Below are 19,840 nucleotides of genomic sequence, written 5' to 3' on the forward strand. Positions count from 1 at the left end.
GTCGCCCGACCGGGCGACACGATCCGCCCAGGAGGCAACCGTGCACACCGCTCTCTCCACCTTCGCCGCCGTCGGCCCCCTCGGGCACGGCGGGCCGCCCTTCTTCCTGTTCCCGGCGTTCTTCCTGCTGGTGCTCCTGGCCACCGCCGTCGTGTTCGGCGTCCTGCGTCGCGGCGGCTGGCGGGCGCGGTCCGATGCCCGGGCCGTCCTCGCCGACCGGTTCGCCCGGGGTGACATCGACGCGGACGAGTACCGCTCGCGGCTCGCGGAGCTCAGCCGGAAGTGACCGCCAGCGCCGACGTGATCGTCGCCACGGTGTCGTCGACCGACCCCTCGATGGACACCGCGACGACGGTCTCGTCGGGCTGGGGCCGCTCGAGGGTCGCGAACTGCGAGTCGAGCAGCGACGACGGCATGTACTCGTGGTGGCGGTGCGCCTGGCGCTCGGCGATGAGGTCGTGCGAGCCGTCGAGGAAGGCGATCACCAGGTCGGGTGCCGCGCTGCGCAGCCGGTCGCGGTAGACGCGCTTCAGCGCGGAGTTCGCCATCACGCACCGGCGCCCCGACGCCTGCACCTCGGCGATCCGTGCCGCGCAGGCGTCCAGCCACGGCCATCGGTCCTCGTCGGTCAGCGGCGTACCCTGCCGCATCTTCTCCTTGTTGGCGGCCGGGTGGAGGTCGTCGGCGTCGACGAACGTGCTCGGCTGGCCCTGCTCGGCGAGCGCGTCGGCCAGCGCCTGACCGATCGTGGACTTGCCCGAGCCGGAGACACCCATCACGAGCACGGGCGGGAGGACGTCGTGGTCGGTCATCCCTCCACAGTACGGGTCGTCCGCTTCCCGTCCCCAGTTGACCGGATCCCCGTGCCGACCCCAGGTGTCGGTCGTACCGTGGGCCGCGACACGTCAGGACGAAGGAGACTCAGGTGGCGGACAACGAACAGCACGACGACGGCGGCACGGCGAACATCGGTGTCGTCGGTCTGGCGGTGATGGGGTCGAACCTGGCCCGCAACCTCGCCTCGCGCGAGGGCAACACGGTCGCGGTGTACAACCGCACCTACGCGCGCACCCAGGAGTTGCTGGACGAGCACGGCGACATGGGGTTCATCGCGTCCGAGGACATCGACGGCTTCGTCGCGTCGCTGTCGAAGCCGCGCACCGCGATCATCATGGTGCAGGCGGGCAAGGGCACCGACGCCGTCATCGAGCAGCTCGCCGACCGTTTCGAGGAAGGCGACATCATCGTCGACGGCGGTAACGCCAACTTCCACGACACCATCCGCCGCGAGCACGACCTGCGTGAGCAGGGCCTCAACTTCGTCGGCACCGGCATCTCGGGTGGCGAGGAGGGCGCGCTGAAGGGCCCGTCGATCATGCCCGGCGGCTCGGACGAGGCGTGGGAGACCCTCGGCCCGATCCTGAAGTCGATCGCCGCGGTGGCCGAGGGCGAGCCGTGCGTGACGCACATCGGTACCGACGGCGCCGGTCACTTCGTCAAGATGGTCCACAACGGCATCGAGTACGCGGACATGCAGTTGATCGCCGAGTCCTACGACCTGCTCCGTCGTGCCGGCGGACACTCGGTCGACGAACTCGTCCAGATCTACGAGAAGTGGAACGAGGGCGACCTCGAGTCCTACCTGATCGAGATCACCGGCGAGGTCCTCAAGCAGCAGGACGCCGACTCCGGGAAGCCGCTCGTCGACGTCATCCGTGACGAGGCCGGGTCCAAGGGCACGGGTGTGTGGACGGTGCAGAACGCGGTCGGGCTCGGCATCCCCGTCTCCGGCATCGGTGAGGCGGTCTTCGCCCGCGCGGTGTCCTCGAAGCCGTCGCAGCGCGCAGCCGTCCAGCGCTCCGTGACGAACCGGCCGGACGTGGTCGACGTCCCCGACACGTTCGAGGACGACGTCCGGGCCGCGCTGTACGCGTCGAAGGTGGTCGCGTACGCGCAGGGCTTCGACCTCATCATCGCCGGGGCGAAGGAGTACGACTGGGACATCGACCTCGGCGCGGTCGCGAAGATCTGGCGCGGTGGCTGCATCATCCGCGCCCAGTTCCTCAACCGCATCGTCGAGGCGTACGACAAGAACCCCGCGCTCGAGAGCCTGCTGGTCGACCCGTACTTCGCGGACGCCGTCGCCGAGGGCGAAGCGGCCTGGCGTCGCATCGTCGGCATCGCCGCTGCGTCCGGCATCCCCGCCCCGGGGTTCTCGTCCGCGCTGGCGTACTTCGACTCGCTCGCGTCCGATCGACTGCCGGCGGCGCTCATCCAGGGGCAGCGTGACTTCTTCGGAGCGCACACCTACCAGCGCGTCGACAAGGACGGCACGTTCCACACGCTGTGGTCCGAGGACGGCCGGCGCGAGGTCGAGCAGGAACCCTCCACGCACTGACCCGGTCGGGCAGCAGGCCCCGTCGGACGGCGGGGCCTGCTGCCGCCGGGTCGGCGGGGCGTGCTCCCGCCGGGTCGGCGGGGCGTGCTCCCGCCCGGCCGGAGGAGGCAGCTGCCGCGGCCGGTCGGTCGATCCGTTCGGCCCCGGGGCCGGACACGGGCGACGCGGTCAGGCCACGATCCGCTCCCGCGCGAGGTCGGCGACGAGTCGCTCGAGCCGAGGTCCCCGTCCGAGCAGCCGTCGGGACCCGGGCGACGAGCGGACGAAGAACGTCGCGACGGCAGCGGAGTCGTCCGGTCGGACGTAGTGCATCGCCACGGCGCTCGCGTCGCGCTCCCCCGGGACGTCCTCGACCCCGACGTGCACCATCCGGCTCCAGCGGATCACGAGCAGCCGCGTCGCCCGGCGCTCCTCGAGTTCCCAGAGCGACGCCTCGGTGGCTCCGAACGCCCAGGTCACGCGCTCGCCCAGGGTGACCTCGGGGCGGGCCCGCAGCACGTCCTGGCGCAGTTCCGGTGTCGGCGCCGCGGGGACCAGCCAGACCGTCGGGTCGATGCGACGGATGGCCAGTGCGAGCGCTTCGTCCGCGCGTCGCCGACGGATCGCGCGGGCGCGGACGACGGCGACGACGAGCCCGACCACGCCGACGGAGATCGCGACGAGCTCGACGATGCCGAGGAACGCCAGGTCGGTCTGCGGCGCTGCCGCCACGACCACGATGCGGCTGACGACGAGCGCGGTCCAGACACCGACGAGGGTCCACCGCAGGACCGCGAACCGGCGGCCAGCGCTCCCCGGCGTCCGCGGCCGGTGCGCGCGGCGGCCGCTGGGCACGCGGTCTGGTCGGTCCAACACGCTCCCGATCCTCGCACGGCCGCGGTCGGCGGCGCTGTCCCGGAGCGGCGCACGACCGACGAACCCGGCGCGGAGCGGGACCGAGGCGTCCACCGCCGTGCTGTTGTCAGCCCATCCGCGGTGGCGCCGACCTACGCTGCACGGGTGAGCACGTCAGCGGCACCGACCACCGAGCAGGCACCGACCCCGACCCCGGTCCGTCGCCCGGCCCTGCTCGCCGCGGTCTGCGGCGTGATCGCGATCGCCGCGTTCCTGGCGGTCGCCGAGCTCGGAGCGCTGCTGCTCGGCGGGGCGGGCAGTCCGCTGGTGGCCGTCGGCTCCGCCGTGATCGACCTCGCTCCCCCGGCGGCGAAGGACCTGATGGTCGGCCTGTTCGGCACCGGGGACAAGGTCGCCCTCTTCGTGCTCATGGCCGTGGTGACGGCCGCGGTCAGCGCCGGCGCCGGTGTGCTCGAACGTGCCCGCCCGCCGTTCGGCGCGCTCGTCCTCGCGGCCGGTGCGGTCCTCGCGCTGATCGCCGTCACCACCCGATCGGGCAGCGGCACGTGGGACGGAGCGCCCACGGTCCTCGGCGTCGCAGCCGCGATCGTCGTGCTCCGCGTGCTCCTGCGCCACCTCCGCCGGTGGGAGGCAGCGACCGCCGTGCCGTCGGCCTCGCCCCGCCCCGCGGCGACCGAGCGGCGCACCTTCCTCGTGTGGAGCGCGACGACGGCCGTGGCGGCGATCGTCGTGGGAGGAGCGTCGCGAGCCGGCACCGCGGCGGCGCAGGCCGCCGCAGCGGCACGGCGGGCGGTCCGGCTGCCCCGCGCGGCGACGACCGCGCCCGCCGTTCCCGGGGGCGCGTCCCTCGACGTCGACGGGATCACGCCCTACGTCACCCCGAACGCCGACTTCTACCGGATCGACACCGCGCTGCGGGTCCCGTCCGTCGACCCCGCGGACTGGTCGCTCCGCATCCACGGCGCCGTCGACCGCGAGGTCGAGCTGACGTGGGACGAGCTGCTGGCGCTCCCGCTGCAGGAGCACATGGCCACGCTCAGCTGCGTGTCGAACGAGGTCGGCGGCGACCTGATCGGCAACGCGCTGTGGCTGGGCTACCCGATCCGTGAGCTGCTCGCTCGTGCGGGTGTCCAGGACGGTGCCGACATGGTGCTGTCCCGCAGCATCGACGGGTTCTCCGCGGGCACGCCGCTGGACGTGCTGCAGGACGAGGGCACGGCTGCGCTGCTCGCGATCGGGATGAACGGCGAACCGCTGCCGGCCGAGCACGGGTTCCCGGTGCGGATGGTGGTCCCCGGGCTGTTCGGGTACGTCTCCGCGACGAAGTGGGTGACGGAGCTCGAGGTCACCCGCTTCGCCGACGCCCAGGGCTACTGGACACCCCGCGGGTGGTCGGAGCGCGGGCCGGTGAAGCTCGAGTCGCGGATCGACACCCCTCGCGGCGGTGCCTCGGTGACCGCCGGGCAGCAGGTCGCGGTCGCCGGCGTCGCGTGGCAGCCGCACACCGGCGTGAAGGCCGTGCAGGTCCGCATCGACGACGGCTCGTGGCAGGACGCCACGCTCGCCGACTCCGTCTCGGCCGACACCTGGCGACAGTGGGTGTACCGCTGGACGCCCGACGCCGGCTCGCACACGATCCGGGTCCGGGCGGTCAGCGCCGACGGTCAGGTGCAGACGAGCGTCGAGCGGCCGCCGGCGCCGAACGGCGCGACCGGGTGGCACACGGTGCAGGTCAGCGCCGGCTGACCCCGCTGCCGATGCCGTCGCTGCCGCTGCCGGGCGCCGCGACGACCGTCACGAGGTCCATGCCCGGTCCGTCCTCGTGCCGGCGTCCGAAGCCACGCTGCTCGTAGAAGGCAGCTCGGCCCCGAGCCGCGAAGAGCTGCACGTCGTCGACCCCACGACGGCGCGACTCGTCGACGAGCCGCGCGAGCACCTCGCCGCCGACGCCCCGGCCGCGCGCGTCCTCCGCCACGATCATCTCGGTCACGAAGGCGTGCAGGGCGCCGTCGCTGATCAGCCGTCCGATGCCGACCAGACGCCCCGTCTCGTCGCGTGCGCTGCACACCAGCCAGCTGCCGGCCAGCGCCCGACGGAACCGTTCGAGGTCCCACGCACCCCACCCGGTCTCGTCGTACAGGGCCCGGAACTCCGCTGCGGTCGGCGGTGCGAACGAGTACTCCACACCGCGACGGTACCGCGGCGGACGAGTGTCAGGCGGGGAACTCCGCGACGATGCACGTGCCCTCGACCTGCTCGTCGGACTCGACCGTCACGGTGAACCCGGCGCCCTCGAACAGCGCAGCGGACTGCGGCGCCTGCGTCGACGAGACCTCGATGACGACCGCGCCGCCCGGGCGCAGCCACTCCCCCGCTCCCGCGGCCACGCGCCGGTGCACGTCGAGCCCGTCCGGCCCACCGTCCAGCGCGATGCGCCGCTCGTGCTCCCGCGCCTCGGCCGGCATGGTGGCCAGCGCGTCCGACGGCACGTACGGCGCGTTCACCGCGACGACGTCGACGACGCCGCGGAAGCGCTCGGGCAGCGGCGCGAACAGGTCGCCCAGGACGACGATCCCCCGGTCGCCGATGTTCTCCGCCGCGACGTCGACGGCGTCCGCGTCGATGTCCGCCGCGACGAGGTCGAGTGCGCCGACCCGTCCGAGCAACGCCACCGAGATCGCCCCGACACCGCAGCACAGGTCGACGACCCGGTCGTAGCGGTGCAGGCGTCGCGCGGCCTGCTCGACGACGACGGTGGTGCGGGTCCGCGGCACGAAGACCCCCGGGACGACCCGGACACGGTGCCCGTCGAACGCGGCCCAGCCGAGCACGACCTCGAGCGGTTCACCGTCGAGTCGCCGCTGCACGAGCCCGCGCAGCTTCACGGGATCGCCGTCGCCGGCCTCGAGCAGCAGGTCGGCCTCGTCCTCGGCGAACACGCTGCCCGTCGCCCGCAGACGGGCAGCCAGGGCAGCGCGTGCCGCGTGGACGGGAGGCACGGCTCAGCCCGCCGGCCGGGTCACGCCCGACGCGCGGCCGGTCCGCCTACGCGGCACCGTCGAACATGGAGGTCACGGACCCGTCGTCGAAGACCTCGTGGATCGCGCGGGCGATGAGCGGCGCGATCGGCAGGACCTCGAGGCGGTCCCAGCGCTTGTCCTCGGGCAGGGGCAGCGTGTCGGTGACGACGACGCGGTCGATGAACTCGCTCTGCAGCAGCTCGGTGGCCGGGTCGGAGAACACGGCGTGGGTCGCCGCGACGACCACGCCGGTCGCGCCGGCGTTCTTCAGCGCCTCGGCGGCCTTCGCGATGGTGCGGCCGGTGTCGATGAGGTCGTCGACGAGCAGGCACACGCGGCCCGAGACGTCACCGACGATCTCGTGCACGGACACCTGGTTCGGCACGAGCGGGTCGCGCCGCTTGTGGATGATCGCCAGCGGAGCACCGAGCTTCTCGGACCAGATGTCGGCGACGCGCACACGGCCCATGTCGGGCGACACCACGGTCAGGGTCTTCGGGTCGAGGATCTGCTGGAAGCGCTCGAGCAGGACGGGCATGGCGAACAGGTGGTCCACGGGGCCGTCGAAGAAGCCCTGGATCTGTGCGGCGTGCAGGTCGACGCTCATGATGCGGTGGGCACCGGCGGCCTTGAACAGGTCGGCGACGAGCCGGGCCGAGATCGGCTCGCGCCCGCGGCCCTTCTTGTCCTGGCGCGCGTAGGGGTAGAAGGGCGCGACGACGGTGATGCGCTTCGCCGAGGCACGCTTCAGGGCGTCGACCATGATGAGCTGCTCCATGAGCCACTCGTTGATGGGCGCGGTGTGCGACTGGATGACGAACGCGTCGCAACCGCGGACCGACTCGTCGAAGCGGGCGTAGAGCTCACCGTTCGCGAAGGTCCGGGCATCGGTCGGCACCAGGTCGACTCCGAGCTCGTCGGCGATCTGCGCCGAGAGTTCCGGGTGCGCCCGGCCCGACACGAGGACGAGTCGTTTCTGGCCCGTGGTCTTGATTCCGGACAAGTGCGGTGCTCACTCCCTGACCCGCTCGGGGTCGTCTCGATCGACCCGACCGCCGTCAGATCTGTTCGCCGTGCGCGCGCCGAGCCGCCTCGGCCGCCGGCGAACCGGGTCGGTGTTCCTCGACCCATCCGTCGGTGTTGCGCTGCGGGGCGTAGCTGATCGCCAGCGACCCGGCCGGTACGTCCTTGCGGACGGTCGTACCCGCGCCGGTGTACGCCCCGTCACCAATCCTAACCGGGGCGACGAACACGTTGTGCGAGCCCGTGCGGACGTTCGACCCGACCTCGGTGCGGTGCTTGTGCACGCCGTCGTAGTTCGCGGTGATCGTGTTGGCCCCGATGTTCGAGTCCTCGCCGACCTCGGCGTCACCGATGTACGACAGGTGCGGGACCTTGCTGCCGCGGCCGATCACCGCGTTCTTCGTCTCGACGAACGTGCCGATCTTGCCGTGCTCGCCCAGGACCGTCCCCGGTCGCAGGTAGGCGAAGGGACCGACCGTGGCGCCGTCGCCGATGACCGCCAGCGTCGCGTCGACACGGTTCACGACCGCGCCGGCTCCGACCTCGGTGTCGCGGAGCGTGGTGTCCGGTCCGACCACCGCGCCGGCGGCGATCGCCGTCGCCCCGACGAGCTGCGTGCCGGGGAGGATCTCGGCGTCGGCCTCGACGGTGACGTCGACGTCGATCCACGTGGTCGCCGGGTCCTGCACGGTGACACCGGCGAGCTGGTGCCGACGGACGATGCGGGCGTTGAGCTCACGCGCCGCGTCGGCGAGCTGCGCGCGGTCGTTGATGCCGGCGACGAGCCACGGGTCGGTCAGCGTGACGACGTCGATCGCTCCCCCGCGCGCGGCGACGAGCGACGGGACGTCGGTGACGTACTTCTCGCCCTGCGCGTTGGCCGTGGTGAGCGAGGGCAGCACCGCACGCAGGTGGGTCACGTCGAACGCGTAGATGCCGGCGTTCGCCTCGGTGATGGCCCGTTCGGCCTCGGTGGCGTCCTTGTGCTCGACGACGCGCACGAACGCCCCGGCGGCGTCGCGGACGACCCGGCCGAGCCCCGTCGGGTCCGGGGCGATCGCGCTGACCAGAGTGACGGCGTTGCCGGCGTGCGCGTCCACGAGGCGTCGGAGCGACGCCGTGTCGAGCAGCGGGACGTCCCCGGAGAGCACCACGACCGAGCCGTCGAAGTCCGCCGGGAGCGCCTGCACCGCGACCTCGACGGCGCGTCCGGTGCCGGGGACCTCGTCCTGGTCGACCACGATCGCCCCGGGGGCACGCTCGGCGACCTCGGCCGCGACGCGCTCGCGCTCGTGCCGCACGACGACGGCGACGTGCTCCGGCTCGATCGAGGACGCCGTGCGCAGCACGTGCGCCAGCAGGGGCAGGCCGGCGAGGCGGTGCAGCACCTTCGGGGTGGACGACTTCATGCGCGTGCCCTGCCCGGCGGCGAGGACGACGACGGCGATCCGCTGGTCGGTCATGCACCCATCCTGGCGCATGTGCTCCGACCGGGTGCTCGACCCGCACCGGCAGCGCCGGCCCGGAGCGGGGCGAGCGGACCGTGCGCTACGCCCGCGCGGGCTCCCGCTGCACGAACGCCATGAGCACGAGGCCCGCGACGAGGACCACGACCACGCCGATGATCCCGTACCGCGTCGAGCCGCCGACCGTCACCGCGATGCCGAACAGCGCCGGCGCGAGGAACGACGCCGCACGCCCGGTCGTCGCGTAGAGGCCGAAGAGCTCGCCCTCGCGTCCCGGGGTGGCGAGGCGTGCCAGGTACGCCCTGGACGACGACTGCACCGGCCCGACGAAGATCGCCAGCGTGAGCCCGAGCACCCAGAACCCGGCCGTCGCGCTCCCGATCAGGAACACCCCGATGCCGGTGAGCGCGAGCCCGACGAGCGCGACCGTGATGACCGCCCGGGAACCGAAGCGGTCGTCGAGCCGCCCGGAGGCGAAGGTCGCGACACCCGCCACCACGTTCGCCGCGATCGCGAAGAGGATCACCTGCGACGGGCTGAAGCCGAACACCTGCGCGGCGACGATGCCGCCGAAGGTGAAGACCGCACCGACGCCGTCGCGGAACACGGCGCTCGCGAGCAGGAAGACCAGGACGTTGCGGCGTTCCCGCCACAGCCGGGCGACGTGCCGTCCGAGGTCACGGTAGGCGCTGAGCAGACCGCCCGTGCGCGAACGGTCCGGCGCCGCCTCGGGCACGGTCAGGAAGAGCGGGACCGAGCTGACCGCGAGCCACACCGCGGCGATCCCGATCGCGACCCGGACGTCCCACGACCCGGACGCGACGGTCGACGGCAGCTGCAGCAGGCCGGCGACGCCCTCGGTGCCGAAGTCCTGGATGCAGAGCAGGAGCAGGACGACGAGCAACACGATCCCGCCGAAGTACCCGGCGGCCCAGCCGATCGCCGAGACGCGTCCGGTCTGCGGGCCCGACGCCACCTGGCCGAGCATCGCGTTGTAGCCGACGGTGGCGACCTCGTACGCGACGGTCCCGATGCCGAGGAGCGCTGCGCCGAGCACCAGGTACGGCTGCTGCGGCGCGACGAACACCATCGCCCCGATCGACAGCGCCACCCCGATCGTCCCGATGAGCACGGACCGGCGGCGGTGCCCGGACGAGTCCGCCAGCCGCCCCACCGCGGGTGCGACGAGCGCCACGACGATCCCCGCCAGGGTCAGGGCCGTCGACACCGTCGCGGCGTTGTGCGCCAGCTCCCGCTCGACCGTCTGCGCAGCGGCCGTCGACGAGTCCTCGGCAGCGACGAGCCGCGGGTCGACGAACGCCCGACTCGCCAGGTAGGTGCTGAAGACGAAGGTGGTGACGACGGCGGTGAACGCCGAGGACCCCCAGTCCCAGAGCGCCCAGGACACGAGTGCCCGCCGGTCGGTGCGTCGCGGCACTGCCGCCGCCGGTGTCGCGGTCATGGCCGAACCGTAGCGCGTCGCGGTGTCGCGGCGGGGCCGACCCGGCCACGGCTCGCCGTGGTGACCGGACGACGGACGGGAGGACGGCACCCGCCGGCACCGCGCCTCCCGTCCGTCGACCGCTCACCGGACGGCGCGACCCCGCGTCGCGCACGTCGGCTCGCGTCCTCACGCGCCCGCGGGCACGCCGTTCGGGTAGACGACGGACTTGAGCGAGGCCGGGTCGGTGTCGCTCTCGAGGGCCTCGCGGACCGCGTCGAGTCCGAAGCGCCCGGTGACGAGCGCGTCGAGGTCGACCTGGCCCGACGCGACCAGACCGATCGCGACCGGCCAGGTGTTCGTGTAGCGGAAGATGCCGGTGACCGTCACCTCGAGGTTCTGGATGTGCTCGACGGGCAGCACCATCTCGGAGTTGCCGAGGCCGACGAGCACCGCGGCACCGGCGGGCCCGACGGCCTTGATGCCGTCCGAGACGGCACGGGGCGCACCGCTGGCGTCGATGAAGGCGTCGACGGGGACGATGTCCGAGGTGACGTCGACGGCGACGGGGTCGACGACCTCGGTGGCGCCGAAGGACAGCGCCCGCTCGCGCCGCTCGGGGACGAGGTCACTGACGACCACGCGGGTCGCGCCGAACGCCCGGGCGACCTGGGCGCAGATGACCCCGATCGGACCGGCACCGGCGATCAGGACGCTCGAGCCGGGCACGATGCCGGCCTTGCGCGCCGCGGCGATGCCGACGGACAGCGGCTCGAGCAGTGCACCCGCCTCGAAGGACACCGTGTCGGGCAGGGCGTGCGCGAACTCGGCCTCGATCGTCACGTACTCGGCGAAGGCACCGTCGACCGGCGGTGTCGCGTAGAAGCGCATGTGCGGGCAGAGGTTGTACCGGCCGGCCAGGCACTGCGCGCAGCGGTGGCAGGGGCGCTGGGGCTCGACGGCGACGCGCTCGCCGACGCGGGCGGGGTCGACGCCCTCGCCGACGGCGGCGATCGTGCCGGAGAGCTCGTGACCGAGGACGAGCGGCTCCTCGACGACGAAGTCGCCGATGCGGCCGTGGCGGTAGTAGTGGACGTCGGAGCCGCAGACGCCGACGGCGGCCACGCGGACGAGCACGTCGCCGGGGGCGACCTCGGGGACGGGGCGATCCTCGATCGTCAGGTCCTCGGTGCCGAGCAGGACGCTCGCGCGCTGGGTGTCGGAGGTGGTGCTCATGCGGATCTCGCTTCCTCGACCGCGTCGTCGCGGTCGGCTGTGGTGTGGTCGGTGTCGGACGCGCGGGTCGAGGTCGCGGCGGTCGCGCGGGTCCCGGGCGCGCCGGTCGCGCCGGTCGGGGTCGCGCCGCTCGGGCCGGTCGTGGTCGCGCCGGTCGTGGTCGGCAGCGTCCCGTCGCGCAGCAGGTCGGCGAAGCCGAGCTCGGCGGCGCCCCGGACGAGGACGTCACGGCCGAGCTCCGCCGGCACGATGCGCAGCCGGTCGGTCATCGCGGCCATCGTCTGCGCCCGGACGTCGTCCTCGACGCGGTCCCCCACGTGCCCGAGCAGCACGCCGAGGAACCCCCCGAGCACGACGACCTGCGGGTCGACGGTGTGGATGGCGTTCCGGATCGCCGTCGCGAGCGCGGTCACCTGGCGGTCCACGACCCGTTCGACCGCGTCGTGTCCCTCGGCCAGGGCGGCGGCGAGGGCGTCCAGGTCGTCGGGCGCGGTCCGGGTCACCGCGGTGAGGGCCCCGCGTGAAGCCTCGGTCTCCAGGCACCCGATCGCCCCGCAGTGGCAGCGGATGCCGTTCGCCGCGACGAAGGTGTGCCCGAGCTCGCCCGCGTACCCGTCCGCGCCGCTGAACGGGCGGCCGGCGCTGACGATCCCACCGCCGATGCCGCTGGCGCCGCCGTTGAGGTACACGAGGTCGTCGACGCCGCGCGCGCTGCCGTAGAGCCGTTCGGCCCACGCACCGACGTTCGCGTCGTTCGCCGCGCGGACGGGCAGCCCGAGACGCTCGGCGAGGGGCCCGGCGAAGGGCTCGTCCCGCCAACCGAGGTGCGGGGCGTCGCGGACGACCCCGTCCTCGACCCGGACGATGCCCGGCACCGCGACGCCCACACCGACGAGCCGCAGTGCCGGATCGGCGCGTGCGGTCAGCGTGGCGAGGACACGGGCCACGGCGTCGATCGCTGCGGCGGCACCGGGCACGCTCGACTGCGGTTCGACGAGGCGGTCGCGCACGGTGCCGTCGAGCGCGACGAGCGCCACCGCGACGGCGTCGATCTCCACGGTCACCGCGGCAGCCACGACGTCGCGCGATGCCCGGACGACGGCGCTCGGCCGACCGACCCCGGCGGGACGGTCCGCCCCGGCTCCCGGGAGCTCCTCGTGCACGAACCCCTGCTCGACGAGCTCCCCGACGAGCGCCAGGACCGTCGACCGGTTGAGTCCCGTCCGACGGGTGAGCTCGGCTCGGGTGACCGGCCCGCCCTCGTGCACGATACGGAGGACGCGCGCGACGTTCCCGGGCGTGGTCGTGGCCGACCTGGCCATGGGTCCTCCTCGTGGTGGTGTGGTTTGGTGTGGTGTGGGGGGCCGAGTCTCGGCTCGGCGGACACCTTCGCGGGTTCGGCACCGCGGAACTGTCCGCGGTGCCGAGTCTCGCGGGTCCGTCCGTACCCGCGCGCGGCTCAGCGCGAGCGGGAGAACGCGGCGTCGAACGCGGCGTCCGGTGGGGCGATCGTCCCCAGGCGACGCACGAACGCGAGCGCCTCGGGGCCGCCGACCAGTCGGTCCATGCCGGCGTCCTCCCACTCGACGCTCGTCGGGCCGTCGTACCCGATGTGGTTCAGCACGCGGAACACCCGCTCCCACGGCACGTCCCCGTGCCCGGCGGAGACGAAGTCCCACCCACGACGGGGGTCGCCCCACGGCAGGTGCGATCCGAGTCGACCGTTGCGGCCGTCGAGCTGCTTCACCGACTCCTTGCAGTGCACGTGGTACACCCGGTCGGCGAAGTCGAGCAGGAACGCGGCGGGGTCGAGGTCCTGCCACACGAAGTGCGACGGGTCGAAGTTGAACCCGAACGACGGGCGGTCCCGGAACACCTCGAGCGCCCGCTTCGCGGTCCAGTAGTCGTAGGCGATCTCGGACGGGTGCACCTCGAGCGCGAAGCGGACGCCGACCTCCTCGAACACGTCGAGGATCGGCGACCAGCGGTCGTGGAAGTCCTGGTACCCGGCCTCGATCATCGCCGGGGGCACGGGCGGGAACCCGGCGACGGTCTTCCAGATCGAGGATCCCGAGAAGCCGGTCACGGTCGACACCCCGAGCGCAGCGGCCGCACGGGCGGTCCACTGCAGCTCCTCCGCCGCCCGCTGCCGGACGCCCTCGGGGTCGCCGTCGCCCCACACGTGCGGCGCGAGGATGTCCTCGTGCCGCTGGTCGATCGGGTCGTCGCAGACGGCCTGGCCGGTCAGGTGGTTCGCGATCGTCCAGACCTGCAGTCCGTTGCGCTCCAGGACCGCCTTCCGGTCGGCCACGTACGCCGGGTCCGTCGCGGCGCGTCGGACGTCCAGGTGGTCGCCCCAGCAGGCGATCTCCAGCCCGTCGTAGCCCCACTCGCCCGCCAGCCGTGCGACCTCCTCGAAGGGCAGGTCCGCCCACTGCCCGGTGAACAGGGTCACCGGCCTGGTCGAGCGGCCGCCGCCGTCCGGCCTGGAGGCGCCGCTCGCCCCGGTCTCGCCGGTTCCGTCCGTCGTCGTCATCGTCGTCGTCCTTCCTCGCCTGTCGTGTCGTGTCGCGTCGTGCTGCTGCTGCTGCTGCTGCTGCTGCTGCTGCTGAGTCTGGCTCACCAGGACCCGGGGGTGGCACCGGCCGGCACGGTGTCGGGGCGGTCGACGCGCGACCGGACCTCGACCACGGTGTGCTCGCGGGCCGCGGTGGAGACCGCCTCCATCACCTCGAGCACGTGGAACGCGAGGTCGCCGGACGCGCGGTGCGGGCGATCCGTCGCGATCGCGTGCGCCATGTCGGCCAGGCCGTAGCCGCGTCCGGCGTCGGCGTACCCGGCGCTCGTCGGCAGGTCCCGCCACTCGCGGGTGGCGGCGTCGGCGATCGACACGGTGTCGGAGAACCGGTTCGGGTCGGGGACGCCGAGGGTGCCCGCGGTGCCGAACACCTCGAACAGCGGCGCCCTGGTGGCCCAGACCTCGAACGACACCGTGACGGTCGAGACGACGCCGTCCGCGTGCTCGAGGACGGCGACGACGTGCGTGTCGATGTCGACCCGGAGCGGGGTGCCGGCCGCGGGGCCGGTCGCGATGGTGCGCTCGCGGTCCGACCGGGTCGAGGCTCCGCTGACCCGGACGACCGGGCCGAAGAACGACACGAGGCTCGTCAGGTAGTACGGCCCCATGTCGAGCAGCGGGCCGCCGCCGGGCTGGTAGTAGAACGCCGGCGCCGGGTGCCAGAGCTCGTGTCCGGGCGCCGACCACGACACGGCGGCGCCGACCGGGGTGCCGATCGCGCCGCTGTCGAGCGCCTGCCGCGCCGTCTGGATCCCGGTGCCGAGCACGGTGTCCGGCGCGCTGCCCACCCGCAGGCCCGAGCGACGCGCGAGGTCGAGCACGGGGCGCGCCTCGGCCGTCGACATCGCGAGCGGCTTCTCGCCGTACACGTGCTTGCCGGCCTCGAGCGCCCGCGTGGCGATCTCGGCGTGGGCCGCCGGGATCGTCAGGTTGAGCACGACGTCGACGTCGTCCGCGGCGATCAGCTCGTCGACCGAGGAACCGCGGACGCCCTGCGTCTCGCCCACCGACCGTGCCCGGGCCACGTCGATGTCCGCGACGGCGGTGAGCTCGAGCCCGGGCAGCGCCGGGAAGTGCTCGAAGTACTGCTGGCTGATGACGCCGACCCCGACGACACCGACCTTCATCGGGCTGCCCACAGGAGTCCCCTCTCGATGATCGTGCGGAGCGGCTGCGACTCGACGACCTCGAGCCGGTGCCCGGGTGCCGAGACGAACACGCGTCCCTGCCCCCACTGCCGGGTCCAGATCGCCGGCGCGGTGACCGGACGGTTCCAGGCGTCGAAGTCCCGGGCCTCCTGCGTCGTCGTCGCCAGCACGTCGTTGTACTCGTCGGAGAGCACCCAGTACTGCTCGGTCACGAGGTCGAAGTCCTCGATGCCCTGCGTGATCGGGTGCTCGTGCCCGGCCTCGGTGATGTGCACCGTGTACGGGATGTAGTTGTCGGACTGCTCGCCGGTGCGCTCGGACGGGTGCTTGCCCGCGTGGTGCGCGAACTGCCCGCCGACCATGTGCAGGTAGTCGGCGGTGTTCCGGAAGGCGTCCGCGATCCCGCCGTGCCACCCGGCGAGCCCGGCGCCGCCGAGCACCGCCTGCTGCAGTCCCGCGAACTCGTCGTCGGCGATGGTCGACATCGTGACGACCTGCACGATCAGGTCGACGTCCGCCATCACGGACTCGTCGGCGTACACCGCCGTCGAGTCCGACACGTGGACGTCGAAGCCGTTGTCGCGCAGGAAGGGGACGAACAGGTCGGTGGTCTCGACGGGCATGTGCCCGTCCCACCCGCCACGGACGACCAGCGCTCGCTTCGTCGTGTCGGCCATCAGATCGCCGTCCAGGCGCTGCCGTCGGACGCGCTGCGCTCGACCGCGTCGAGGACGCGCTGCACGTGCAGGCCGTCGGCGAACGACGGCGAGGGGTCGGTGCCCGCGACGATCGCCCGCACGAGGTCGGCGACCTGGTGGCTGAAGGTGTGCTCGTAGCCGATGAGGTGCCCGGTCGGCCACCAGGCGGCCATGTACTCGTGCTCCGGCTCGGTGACGAGGACGCGACGGAAGCCCTGCTCCCCCGCGGGTGCCGACGACTCGTACAGGCGCAGCTCGTTCATCGACTCGAGGTCGAACTGGATCGCGCCCTCGGACCCGCTGACCTCGAGCGTCAGGCCGTTCTTCCGCCCGGTCGCGTAGCGCGTGGCCTCGAAGGTGCCGATCGCACCCTCGGCAGCGCCGCCGGTGAGCCGACCGAGGAAGAACGCGGCGTCGTCGACGGTGACCTGTCCGCGCTCGCTCGACGCGGTGCCGGAGAGCCCGACCCCCTCGGCCATCAGCGGACGTTCGTGCACGAAGGTCTCGAGCGTGCCGGACACGGTCGACAGGTGTGCGCCCGTGACGTGCTCGACGAGGTCGATCGCGTGCGCACCGATGTCGCCGAGCGAGCCCGAGCCGGCGAGCGCCTTGTCGAGGCGCCACGTCATCGGGCCGTCCTCGTCGGACAACCAGTCCTGCAGGTAGAGCGCGCGGACCTGGCGGACCGTGCCGATCCTCCCGTCCGCCACCAGCTGCCGAGCGAACGCGATCGCAGGGACGCGGCGGTAGCTGAAGCCGACCATCGCGCGGACGCCGCGCTCGGCGGCGGCCTCCGCAGCGGCGGTCATCGCCTCGGCCTCCTCGACCGTGTTGGCGAGGGGCTTCTCACAGAGGACGTGCTTGCCGGCCTCGAGCGCGGCGATCGCGATCTCGACGTGCGAGGAACCGGGCGAGACGATGTCGACGAGGTCGATGTCGGGGTCCGCCACCACCTGCCGCCAGTCCGTCGACGCGGCCTGCCACCCGTACTGCACGCGCGCTGCCTCGGTGCGCTCGGCGTCACGGCCGACCACCACGGCCATCTCGGGTTCGACGCCGAGGTCGAAGAACCGCGGTGCGGTCCGCCACGCCTGGGAGTGCGCCGCTCCCATGAAGCCGTGCCCGACCATGGCGACGCGCAGTCGTCCCGGTCCGTGTCCGTCCTGTGCCATCCACTCGCTCCTTTGCGATCCGGTGTTGCCAGGATCCACCCTACCGCTTATGTTGGGCGCGGCAACATTTTGTTTCGACGACGAACGGTGATCCACCATGGCAACGACGCCCACCCGCGACGACAAGTTCTCCTTCGGTCTCTGGACCATCGGCTACAACGGCTCCGACCCGTTCGGCGGCCCGACCCGTCCCGCGCTGGACGTGGTCGAGGCGGTCGAGAAGCTCGACGAGCTCGGTGCCTACGGCCTGACCTTCCACGACGACGACCTGTTCGCGTTCGGCTCGACCGACGCCGAGCGCCAGGCACAGATCGACCGTCTCAAGGGCGCGCTCGACTCCACCGGCATCATCGTGCCGATGGTCACGACGAACCTGTTCTCGGCACCCGTCTTCAAGGACGGCGGCTTCACCTCGAACGACCGGAACGTCCGTCGCTTCGCCCTCCGCAAGGTGCTCCGCAACCTCGACCTGGCCGCCGAGCTCGGCGCGAAGACCTTCGTCATGTGGGGCGGCCGCGAGGGCTCCGAGTACGACTCCGCCAAGGACGTGCAGGCCGCGCTCGAGCGCTACCGCGAGGCCGTGAACCTGCTCGCCCAGTACGTCACCGACAAGGGCTACGACATCCGCTTCGCCATCGAGCCGAAGCCGAACGAGCCCCGCGGCGACATCCTCCTGCCGACCCTCGGCCACGCGATCGCCTTCACCGAGACGCTCGAGCGTCCGGAGCTCTTCGGCATCAACCCCGAGGTCGGCCACGAGCAGATGGCGGGCCTGAACTTCACGGCCGGCATCGCCCAGGCGCTCTACCAGGGCAAGCTCTTCCACATCGACCTCAACGGGCAGCGCGGCATCAAGTACGACCAGGACCTGGTGTTCGGCCACGGCGACCTGCAGAACGCCTTCTCGCTCGTCGACCTGCTCGAGCACGGTGCCCCGCAGGGCGGCCAGGCGTACGACGGCCCCCGCCACTTCGACTACAAGCCGAGCCGCACCGAGGACATCACCGGCGTCTGGGACTCGGCGCAGGCGAACATGCGCATGTACCTGCTCCTCAAGGAGCGCGCCCAGGCGTTCCGCGCCGACCCCGAGGTGCAGGAGGCCCTGTCCGCCGCGAAGGTCGACGAGCTCTCGACGCCGACGCTGAACAGCGGTGAGTCGTACGACGACTTCCTCGCCGACCGCTCGGCCTACGAGGACTTCGACGCCGACGCGTACTTCGGCGGCAAGGGCTTCGGCTTCGTGCGCCTGCAGCAGCTCGCGATCGAGCACCTCATGGGCGCTCGTGGCTGACGTCGTCGAGCGTCGGCTGGTCGCAGGGGTCGACTCCTCGACCCAGTCCTGCAAGGTCACGGTCCGTGACGCGGCGACCGGTGCGGTCGTCCGGGAGGGGCGCGCGTCCCACCCGGACGGCACCTCCGTCGACCCCCGCCACTGGTGGGACGCGCTCGGCACCGCGATCTCGGACGCCGGCGGGTTCGACGACGTCGCCGCCGTCGCGATCGCCGGGCAGCAGCACGGCATGGTCGCGCTCGACGCCGACGGTCGCGTGGTCCGCGACGCACTCCTGTGGAACGACGTCCGCAGCGCCGACGCGGCCGCGCAGATGGTCGAGGAGCTCGGCCGGGAGGCATGGGTCGCCCGGACGGGGCTGGTCCCAGTGGCATCCTTCACCGGCACCAAGCTGCGGTGGCTCCGCGACGCGGAGCCCGACAACGCGGCGCGCGTCGCCGCCGTCGCGCTCCCCCACGACTGGCTGTCGTGGCGACTGCGCGGGTACGGCCCCGCCGACGAGAGCCCGCTCGGGCCGGACCTCGACGCGCTGGCGACCGACGGTTCTGACGCCAGCGGCACCGGCTACTGGGACCCGGTGCGCCGGGAGTACGACGCGGAGCTGTTCGAGCAGGCGCTCGGGCGTCCCTCGCGGGTCGCTGCCGGACCGCACGACGGCGACGCGCACGCCGACGGCGACGGCCCGGTCGTGGTGCCGCGGGTCGTGGCGCCCGACGAGGCGATGGGCACCCTGGCGTCCGACGTCGAGCTGCCGGGCGGCGCCGTCGCCCGCGCCGGTCTCGTCGTCGGCCCGGGGCTCGGCGACAACGCCGGGGCAGCGCTCGGCCTCGGGCTCGGCCCGGGTGACGTCGCGGTGTCCCTCGGGACCAGCGGGACCGTCTTCGGCGTCACCGACACCGAGGTGACGGACCCGAGCGGGACCGTGGCGGGCTTCGCCGACGGGACCGGGTCGCGCCTCCCGATCGTCACCACGCTCAACGCGGCCCGCGTGCTCGAGGTGATCGGCGGACTCCTCTCCGTCGACCACGGCGAGCTCGGCGAGCTGGCGCTGCAGGCGCCGGCAGGGGCGGACGGGCTCGTGCTCGTGCCGTACTTCGTCGGCGAGCGCACCCCGAACCGACCGGACGCCACCGCCTCGCTCGTGGGCATGACGCCCGCGACGACCGACCGGGCGCACCTCGCCCGCGCCGCAGTCGAGGGCATGCTCTGCGCCCTGGCCGACGGCCTCGCCGCGGTCGAGGCCACCGGAGTGCAGGTGTCGCGGCTGCTGCTGATCGGCGGCGCCGCGCGGAACGAGGCCGTCCGGGCCGTCGCCGCGCAGGTGTTCGGCCGCGACGTGTCGATCCCGGAACCGGGCGAGTACGTCGCCTCGGGTGCCGCTCGACAGGCCGCGTGGGTGCTGACCGGGAGCCTGCCGTCGTGGGAGGTCGCCGCGACCGTGGTGCCCGCGGACCCGCACCCCGAGGTGCTCGAGCAGTACCGCGCCGCCGCACGCTGATGCGCTGAGGCGCGTC

At 73.1% G+C, this 19,840-nt stretch carries 18 protein-coding genes; 5 read left to right on the top strand and 13 right to left on the bottom strand.

Annotated features, from left to right (window positions below; all coding sequences use genetic code 11):
- The first annotated feature begins 40 nt into the window (after positions 1–40).
- Positions 41–286, top strand: coding sequence for an SHOCT domain-containing protein (locus ACIP6W_RS01965; protein WP_251160531.1), 246 nt, complete (start codon positions 41–43; stop codon positions 284–286).
- On the opposite strand, the gene ACIP6W_RS01970 is transcribed toward ACIP6W_RS01965, so the two are convergent.
- Positions 273–812 (bottom strand): gluconokinase, encoded by a 540-nt coding sequence (locus tag ACIP6W_RS01970; protein WP_209683801.1) that lies wholly within the window; start codon positions 810–812, stop codon positions 273–275. The two genes, ACIP6W_RS01965 and ACIP6W_RS01970, sit on opposite strands and share 14 nt — an antisense overlap.
- Before the next feature lie 113 nt (positions 813–925).
- On the opposite strand from ACIP6W_RS01970, the gene gndA reads away from it, so the two are divergent.
- Entirely contained in the window at positions 926–2,398 is a 1,473-nt protein-coding gene (gndA, locus tag ACIP6W_RS01975) for an NADP-dependent phosphogluconate dehydrogenase (protein WP_081984671.1), read from the top strand.
- 168 nt (positions 2,399–2,566) lie between these two features.
- On the opposite strand, the gene ACIP6W_RS01980 is transcribed toward gndA, so the two are convergent.
- Complete coding sequence (locus ACIP6W_RS01980; protein WP_400427904.1) at positions 2,567–3,253, bottom strand: hypothetical protein; 687 nt, start codon at positions 3,251–3,253, stop codon at positions 2,567–2,569.
- 144 nt (positions 3,254–3,397) lie between these two features.
- On the opposite strand from ACIP6W_RS01980, the gene ACIP6W_RS01985 reads away from it, so the two are divergent.
- Complete coding sequence (locus tag ACIP6W_RS01985; RefSeq protein WP_400427907.1) at positions 3,398–4,999, top strand: molybdopterin-dependent oxidoreductase; 1,602 nt, start codon at positions 3,398–3,400, stop codon at positions 4,997–4,999.
- Here the strand turns inward: ACIP6W_RS01985 and ACIP6W_RS01990 are convergent.
- The 11 genes from ACIP6W_RS01990 to ACIP6W_RS02040 all read right to left on the bottom strand — a co-directional run bounded on the left by ACIP6W_RS01990 (position 4,986) and on the right by ACIP6W_RS02040 (position 17,035).
- Entirely contained in the window at positions 4,986–5,438 is a 453-nt protein-coding gene (locus ACIP6W_RS01990; protein WP_400427910.1) for a GNAT family N-acetyltransferase, read from the bottom strand. The genes ACIP6W_RS01985 and ACIP6W_RS01990 overlap by 14 nt on opposite strands.
- Before the next feature lie 28 nt (positions 5,439–5,466).
- Positions 5,467–6,252 carry a putative protein N(5)-glutamine methyltransferase gene (locus ACIP6W_RS01995; RefSeq protein WP_400427913.1) on the bottom strand — a complete coding sequence of 262 codons (786 nt, stop codon included), beginning with the start codon at positions 6,250–6,252 and terminating at the stop codon, positions 5,467–5,469.
- Positions 6,253–6,298: 46 nt separating this feature from the next.
- Positions 6,299–7,276, bottom strand: a complete 978-nt coding sequence (locus ACIP6W_RS02000; RefSeq protein WP_066652469.1) for a ribose-phosphate diphosphokinase — start codon at positions 7,274–7,276, stop codon at positions 6,299–6,301.
- A 55-nt stretch (positions 7,277–7,331) separates the two neighbouring features.
- Positions 7,332–8,759, bottom strand: coding sequence for a bifunctional UDP-N-acetylglucosamine diphosphorylase/glucosamine-1-phosphate N-acetyltransferase GlmU (gene glmU, locus ACIP6W_RS02005; protein ID WP_209683812.1), 1,428 nt, complete (start codon positions 8,757–8,759; stop codon positions 7,332–7,334).
- Between the two features lie 85 nt (positions 8,760–8,844).
- Positions 8,845–10,224 (bottom strand): MFS transporter, encoded by a 1,380-nt coding sequence (locus ACIP6W_RS02010; protein WP_311205988.1) that lies wholly within the window; start codon positions 10,222–10,224, stop codon positions 8,845–8,847.
- 168 nt (positions 10,225–10,392) lie between these two features.
- Positions 10,393–11,439 (bottom strand): NAD(P)-dependent alcohol dehydrogenase, encoded by a 1,047-nt coding sequence (locus tag ACIP6W_RS02015; RefSeq protein ID WP_209683818.1) that lies wholly within the window; start codon positions 11,437–11,439, stop codon positions 10,393–10,395.
- The gene (locus tag ACIP6W_RS02020; RefSeq protein ID WP_400427916.1) at positions 11,436–12,761 is read right to left on the bottom strand and encodes an ROK family protein; all 1,326 of its coding nucleotides are present in this window, start codon (positions 12,759–12,761) and stop codon (positions 11,436–11,438) included. Before ACIP6W_RS02020 ends, ACIP6W_RS02015 begins: the two co-directional genes overlap by 4 nt.
- A gap of 137 nt (positions 12,762–12,898) precedes the next feature.
- A complete protein-coding gene (locus ACIP6W_RS02025; protein WP_235426493.1) occupies positions 12,899–13,975 on the bottom strand; it encodes a sugar phosphate isomerase/epimerase in 1,077 nt (358 codons plus the stop codon).
- A gap of 83 nt (positions 13,976–14,058) precedes the next feature.
- Positions 14,059–15,156, bottom strand: coding sequence for a Gfo/Idh/MocA family protein (locus ACIP6W_RS02030; RefSeq protein ID WP_251155295.1), 1,098 nt, complete (start codon positions 15,154–15,156; stop codon positions 14,059–14,061).
- Positions 15,141–15,842, bottom strand: coding sequence for a ThuA domain-containing protein (locus ACIP6W_RS02035; RefSeq protein WP_400427918.1), 702 nt, complete (start codon positions 15,840–15,842; stop codon positions 15,141–15,143). Before ACIP6W_RS02035 ends, ACIP6W_RS02030 begins: the two co-directional genes overlap by 16 nt.
- Complete coding sequence (locus ACIP6W_RS02040) at positions 15,842–17,035, bottom strand: Gfo/Idh/MocA family protein (protein WP_066652454.1); 1,194 nt, start codon at positions 17,033–17,035, stop codon at positions 15,842–15,844. Before ACIP6W_RS02040 ends, ACIP6W_RS02035 begins: the two co-directional genes overlap by 1 nt.
- Before the next feature lie 97 nt (positions 17,036–17,132).
- On the opposite strand from ACIP6W_RS02040, the gene xylA reads away from it, so the two are divergent.
- Both xylA and ACIP6W_RS02050 read left to right on the top strand, forming a co-directional pair.
- Positions 17,133–18,326: a xylose isomerase gene (gene xylA / locus ACIP6W_RS02045; protein ID WP_066652452.1), complete on the top strand. Its 1,194-nt coding sequence runs from the start codon at positions 17,133–17,135 to the stop codon at positions 18,324–18,326.
- Positions 18,319–19,824 carry a xylulokinase gene (locus ACIP6W_RS02050; protein ID WP_400427922.1) on the top strand — a complete coding sequence of 502 codons (1,506 nt, stop codon included), beginning with the start codon at positions 18,319–18,321 and terminating at the stop codon, positions 19,822–19,824. Before xylA ends, ACIP6W_RS02050 begins: the two co-directional genes overlap by 8 nt.
- The last annotated feature ends 16 nt before the right edge of the window (positions 19,825–19,840 follow it).

Origin of the sequence: Curtobacterium sp. NPDC088465 (assembly GCF_044753165.1) — a bacterium.
Classification (GTDB): Bacteria; Actinomycetota; Actinomycetes; order Actinomycetales; family Microbacteriaceae; genus Curtobacterium.